Annotated in this window: 6 protein-coding genes and 1 pseudogene; 1 reads left to right on the top strand and 6 read right to left on the bottom strand. The window is 61.4% G+C overall.

From position 1 onward, the window contains the following. Positions 1 to 159: catalase (locus Q0072_RS06595; protein ID WP_366941782.1), on the bottom strand; the 159-nt coding region annotated here is incomplete at its 3' end. 274 nt (positions 160 to 433) lie between these two features. On the opposite strand from Q0072_RS06595, the gene Q0072_RS06600 reads away from it, so the two are divergent. Further along, positions 434 to 1,327, top strand: a complete 894-nt coding sequence (locus tag Q0072_RS06600; RefSeq protein ID WP_298327454.1) for a DMT family transporter — start codon at positions 434 to 436, stop codon at positions 1,325 to 1,327. 134 nt (positions 1,328 to 1,461) lie between these two features. On the opposite strand, the gene hemN is transcribed toward Q0072_RS06600, so the two are convergent. The 5 genes and pseudogenes from hemN to Q0072_RS06625 all read right to left on the bottom strand — a co-directional run. After that, entirely contained in the window at positions 1,462 to 2,862 is a 1,401-nt protein-coding gene (hemN, locus tag Q0072_RS06605; RefSeq protein ID WP_298327457.1) for an oxygen-independent coproporphyrinogen III oxidase, read from the bottom strand. 106 nt (positions 2,863 to 2,968) lie between these two features. Beyond that, positions 2,969 to 3,577, bottom strand: a complete 609-nt coding sequence (locus Q0072_RS06610; protein WP_298327460.1) for a hypothetical protein — start codon at positions 3,575 to 3,577, stop codon at positions 2,969 to 2,971. Between the two features lie 17 nt (positions 3,578 to 3,594). Beyond that, the gene (locus tag Q0072_RS06615; RefSeq protein WP_298327463.1) at positions 3,595 to 4,902 is read right to left on the bottom strand and encodes a M48 family metallopeptidase; all 1,308 of its coding nucleotides are present in this window, start codon (positions 4,900 to 4,902) and stop codon (positions 3,595 to 3,597) included. Further along, a complete protein-coding gene (locus Q0072_RS06620; RefSeq protein WP_298327466.1) occupies positions 4,902 to 5,630 on the bottom strand; it encodes a hypothetical protein in 729 nt (242 codons plus the stop codon). Before Q0072_RS06620 ends, Q0072_RS06615 begins: the two co-directional genes overlap by 1 nt. 103 nt (positions 5,631 to 5,733) lie before the next feature. Beyond that, positions 5,734 to 5,912 (bottom strand): annotated as a pseudogene (locus Q0072_RS06625) (IS5/IS1182 family transposase); the annotation flags it as partial.

A 5,912-nucleotide genomic window follows, 5' to 3' on the forward strand; every position in this document is an offset into this window, starting at 1 on the left:
ACGGTTCTGATGCGCCAGCTTTTCGATGAGCTGATAGTCCTGCATCAGCAAAGGCCCGCGCGGCCCGGCGCTCAGGCTGTTCTGATTGTCCGCCACCGGCGCACCCGCCGTCGTGGTCATGGTCTTGCCGTGCATTACAGGGCACTTGCTCTCGCTCATCGTCTTGTCTTTCCTTAGCCTTTTGTCCTCTGTGGGACGTAGGGCAACTATGGCGAAGCTACGGAAATAAATGAAATAGATAGTCTTTGAATTTTGGATAAGGAAAACTTTGCCGCAGGGGGCGCCCTACTGACGGGAACTGGCAGGATAGATGCGGTGAATGGCAACCTCGCCACTGGACGTGCGATCGTTTCCACCGCAAGAGACGGGACGCTTGTTCAATGCGTTGCATACATCCTGCCTTGCGAAGCGGGGGAGGGAGTTGAGGTTTTTTATGTCTGTTGCCAGCCTGATCCGTCTGTTGTCTCTGGCCGCCATCTGGGGCGGGTCGTTCCTGTTCATGCGCCTGAGTGTCGGGGCGCTGGGGCCGGTATGGCTGATTGCCATTCGGGTGCTGCTGGCGGCGGTGTTTCTGACCGGTGTGGGCGTAGCAACGCGCAAAACGCTACAGATCAAAGGGTTTTATAAGTACTTCCTGATCCTGGGCCTGTTCAATTCGGCGGTGCCCTTTGTGCTGTTTGCCTTTGCCGCCGAAAGTTTGACGGCCTCTCTGCTGTCGATCCTCAACGCCATGTCGCCGTTGTTTGCCGTTATCATCATGGCGGTGTGGTCGCGCCGGATGCCGGATATAAAAACGGTCTTCGGCCTGTTGCTGGGCGTGGCCGGGGTCGGGGTGCTGGTCGGGCTTGATGCCACACACCTCACCCTACGGGAAGCCGTGGCGTTGCTGGCGGGGCTGGTCGCGGCGCTGTGCTACGCCATTGCCTCGGTCTATGCCCGTCACGCACCGCGCACGCCCGATCCGTTGTCCAATGCCCACGGCGGCATGTGGGCTTCGGTGGTGCTGATCGCGCCCTTCGTGCCGGTCTTTGCACCCTCGACGGCGCAACTGATGACGCTGACGCCTGTGGCCGCCGCCGGTGTGGTGGCGCTGGGCGTCGTGTGCAGCGGCATTGCCTATATGATCTATTTCCGCCTGATCAATGACATAGGGGCGGCCCCCGCCCTGACCGTCACCTTCCTGATCCCGGTCTTTGGCACGCTTTGGGGCTGGCTGTTCCTGCACGAAACCGTGGGACTGAGCACCCTGATCGGCGGGGCGCTGGTCCTGTGGGGCACGGCGCTGGTGGTCGGCTTCGACCCGCGCGCTCTGTTTAGAGCGGACTGATTTCTAAGGGAATCATTCCGCTCAAGCCGCCATTGAGGCGGCGGCCAAGGTGGCGCAAGCCACCGCCCGGCGAGGGGCTAAACAAAATCCAGATCATTATGTTTCTAGCAGAAATCATAATGATCTGGGAAACGTCAGGCGACTTTGGAATAGCGGTTCGGCGCTTCGGATTGCCGCGCATAGGTGTCAAAGGCGCAGGCGACATTGCGCGCCAGCATCTTAAGCGGCGAATGGAAGCGCACACGGCGGTTTTCGACGCTCACCAGGCCCGCCGCCATAAAGTCGGCCAGCCCGGCAATGTCGGCATCGAGATAATCCGCCGCATAACCATAGCGTTCCAGTATGGCCGGGATATCGGCTTCGAAATAGCACATCAGGTCGCTGATCACCGCCTTGCGCAGCGTGTCATCGCCCTGATAGGCCCAGCCGCGCACCGTCGCCCAGTCGCCAGCCACAAGACGGTTCTGATAGGTGGTCGATTGTGGGATATTCTGCATGATGCCGCCGTCCAGCTCACCGATGGACGAGGCCCCCAGCCCCAGCAGATAGTCATTGGGCAGGGTCGAATAGCCCATGAAGTTGCGGCGCAGCGTCCGCGCCTCAAACGCGCGTGACATCTCATCGTCGGGCTTGGCGAAATGGTCGATGCCGATGGCGCGGTAGCCGTGTGAGGTCAGATAGTCCGACAGGCGCAGGAACATGGCCACCTTGTCTTCCGTGCCCGGCAGGCGGGCTTCGTCGATCAGGGTCTGGTGCTTTTTTACCCATGGCACATGGGCGTAGGAAAAGGCCGAGATGCGGTCGGGGTCCAGTTCGGACACGTGGGCGAGGGTGGTGTCGAGGCTGTTCAGGGTCTGACCCGGCAAGCCATAGACCAGATCAATGCCGATGCGGTTGAGGCCATTGTCGCGCAGGTGGCCCATCACCGTCTTGACCTGCTCCAGCGGCTGGATGCGGTTGATGGCGGCCTGCACAACGGGATCGGTGTCCTGAATGCCCAGAGAGACGCGGTTGAAGCCGAAGGCCGCATAGGCCTTGATCTTGCTCAGCGTGACGCGGCGCGGATCCAGTTCGATGGCGATTTCGGCGTCAGCCAGAAGGTCGAAGGCCTCGTGCAGGGCCTCAAAAAGGCGGCCCATATCGGCCGGCTTAAGCATGGAGGGCGAGCCGCCGCCGAAGTGTACGCTGTGCACCGCCGGACGGAAGCCCAGATGCGCGCCGACGGCCTGAATTTCAGCGACCAGCGCCCCGACATAGGCCTCGACCGGCGCATATTTCAACGTCGCCCGCGTATTGCAGCCGCAGAAATGGCACATCTGCTCGCAGAAGGGGATGTGCAGATAGAGGGCAATGGGCTGATCCGGGCGCAGGGACGACAGCCAGCCCTTATAGGTCTCCGGCGTCAAGGCGCCGAAATGATGCGCCGACGGATAGGAGGTGTAGCGCGGTGCTTCCCGCCCCATAAAGCGCATCACATCGTGCTCTTGCCACGATTTTTGAGCAAACGACTGAGTGGGAAAAGAAGTGTCGGGCATGAGCGGCGTCCTGAAGAGGTGCGTTCTGCTCTTACGCCGGTTTGTCCTTAGGCTTTATGTGGTCTTTCGTCGCACATCCGCTACTCCTCCAGCCTGACGGGCCGATTTACGGCAGTTTGGCGCTGTCCATCGTCGCCAGCACGTCTTTCAGGCTGGCGTCGTAATAGTGTTCGGCCGGGGCGATATAGACGATGTAATAGCCCAGCCCGCCCTTGGAAGCGGCCTGCGCCACACCCCGCACGTTCAACCCTTCGGCCGTCTTGGCCGTAATGTCGAAACGCACCGCGCGCTGACCGTTCAGATCGACCGGTTTGGGGGCTGAGGCCTCGACCTTTTGATAATCGAGAGCGGCCAGCGAGTTGGTGACAAACTCAATCTGTTCCGAATAGGACATATTGGCCTTACCGCGCAGGGCAGGGGCGTTTTTGTTATCGCCCTTGACCGGGTGGACCATCAGCGGGTCGGCGGCGCTCAGCCCTTCGGAAACAAACAGGCGGTTGAGGCCGGGCCCGTCGATCGACAGGATTTTGACCTTCTTGGCGCGGCTGTAATAGAGCGGCGAGATGTCGGACCAGTCGCGGCTCAGGCTGACGCTGTATCCCGTACCGACGGCCAGAGCCCCCTTGGGGGCCAGCGTCGCGCCGCCACAACCGGCCAGAAGCGCGGCCGCAAGCGTGGAAGCGGCGATGGTTTTCAGAGCGGTGAATTTACGCATGATTGTCCCCCGATAAATCAGTTCTTGGCAGGCGCGGGCAGCGGGGCTGCGGGTGCAGGTGCCGTCTTCAGGCCGGTGAGCAGGTCTTCGACCATCCAGGCGTCTTGCGCCTGCGGATAGGTCTTGAGATAGGCTTCGTAAGCGGTGATGGCGTCCTGCGTGCGGCCCATGCGGCGATAGACCTCGCCCAGTTGCCGACGGGTTTCCGGCGGCGCGTCGGGCAGGGCGGCGGCTTCGCTGTAGGCATTGGCGGCGGCCAGCAGGTCTTGAGAGCCCAGATTGTCCTTGGCCCTCAGACGATAGGCCTCACCGGCATAGAAGGTCAGCAGGCCGCTATCGAGGCCGTCCTGCTGGAGTTCAGCGATCAGGAACAGGGTCTGGCCATAGTCCTGACGGCGCAGATCGTCTTTCAGCCAGCGCCCGAGATAGGGGCGGATATGGGCGCGATAGGCGGCGCGCTTCTCTTTTTGCACCTCGTCGGAGTCGCTTTTGACCTTCAATCCTTCGGCCTGCCGGCTGAGCGCATCGACGCGCTCGCTTTCCAGAGGGTGTGAGCCGAAGACATTGATGCGGCCGCCGCGCTTGCGCGTGCGTTCATAGTCGGATGCCCGGGTCTCGTCGATCAGATAGGACCAGATGCGCACCGACGCATAGGGGTCGTAACCGGCCTTCAGCGCATAGCTATTGCCGAAGCGGTCGGCCTCGCTCTCATTGTCGCGCGAATAGGCGAAGTAGGAAGCGATGGCCCCCAGATACACCGCGTCGATCAGCCCGCCGGTCAGGTTCGATATGTCGCGCGCCGCCGAATAGCTGCTGGCATTGGCGGCCGCGCCCGCGCCGATGATGGCGATGACCATGCCCGCGGCGGCGGCGGCGTTCTGGTTCGACTTGACCGTCTCAAAAGCTTCGGTCGAGTGGTTGTGACGGTAATGGGCAAATTCGTGCCCCAAGACAAAGGCCAGTTCGTCCTCGGTTTGGGCCCGGAGCAGCAGTCCGGTCCATACTTCGGTATAGCCGTTGGGGGCCATGGAGGCGTTGAAGAAGGGCCGATCCATCACATAGAGGCGCAGGTCGCCTTTGTAATCTCCGGCCACCCGATCCAGCACGCTGCGGACATAGGCATTGAGCGCTTCGTCATGGTTGCGCTCCCCCGACGTGCGGGCGTCACGCTCGGCCTTTTTCGTCTCTTCCCAGATGGAAAATTCCAGCGTTCCGGCCACAGGCGTCTGGCCCGGCTGGCGCTCCGGATATTTGTCGGCGGCCACGGCCGGTTGCGTTGCCGTCATCAGCAGCGCGCCGGTGAGGGCGGTAAGCGCGCGGCGCATCAGAGCGGCAGGTCCTTGAACAGCTTTTCGACCGCCGCCGTCGCCCCTTCGGCTTCGCGGATGTCGGTGCCCGACGCCACCATGTTAAACTGATACCATACGACCTGACCCGTATCGAGATCGACCAATGTGGATTGCAGGCCCTGACCGCCGAACTGCATCGGTCCGCCCAGTAGCGCCATGCCGACGTTCAGTGCCGCCTTGGCCGAGCTTTGGTAGCTGCCCTTGCAGGTGAGGAACAGAGCATAGCGCGGCGCCTGGTCCGTCATTGCGGCGGGCACCAGCGTGCGTGCACCACTGCCCAGCGTCCAGTCAAAGGTGGTCTTGGTCGGCAGACGCAGCATAGGCACCTGCTGCCAGGCGATGGCCGACACCACCTCATCGTTCAGTTTCAGTATCTGAAGGGCGCGCGGGTCTTCGTAGGTGTCGAGCGCCACTTCGCTGACGGCGTATTTTTTGGCCTTGAGGGCGGTGGTCAGGGCCGCCGACAAGTGCCCCTGCGCGGCCTTTGACCAGTCCGAGCGCGGCTCCTGCACGCCACCGGCGGTCAGCAGGGACAGGCTGACTTCGGGGGTTACGATCAGAAGCGGCGCGCCTTCGGCGGGCTTGTCGATCTTGACGAAGGACTTGATCGTCTGAGCCTGCGCCGCTACGGGGGCGACAACGCATGAGAGCGCGCAGGTGGTCGTAACGGCGGACACCGCCGCTGCGAAAAGCACTTTTTTCATCTCATTCCCTCCCCCGAAGGCAAATAAAGCTCGCCCGTACAGGTTTCTGCGGCGAAACAAACCTAATCCTTAGGATTGCAAAGATGAACGCTAGGCCGTAGACTCATAACGCTTTGATCCAGATGCGAGAGGCTACAATCTTGACAGCGGCAAGGAAGTTAAAGGGATTTTTGTCGTATCGTGTGGCAATTCCCCTGAACTGCTTGAGCTTATTGAAGAAACGCTCCACCAGATTTCTTTGCCTGTAAACCCAGCCACTGAAGGCAAAACGGTCCTTTCGAT

The sequence above is a fragment of the Asticcacaulis sp. genome, from assembly GCF_027484505.1.
Lineage (GTDB): Bacteria > Pseudomonadota > Alphaproteobacteria > Caulobacterales > Caulobacteraceae > Asticcacaulis.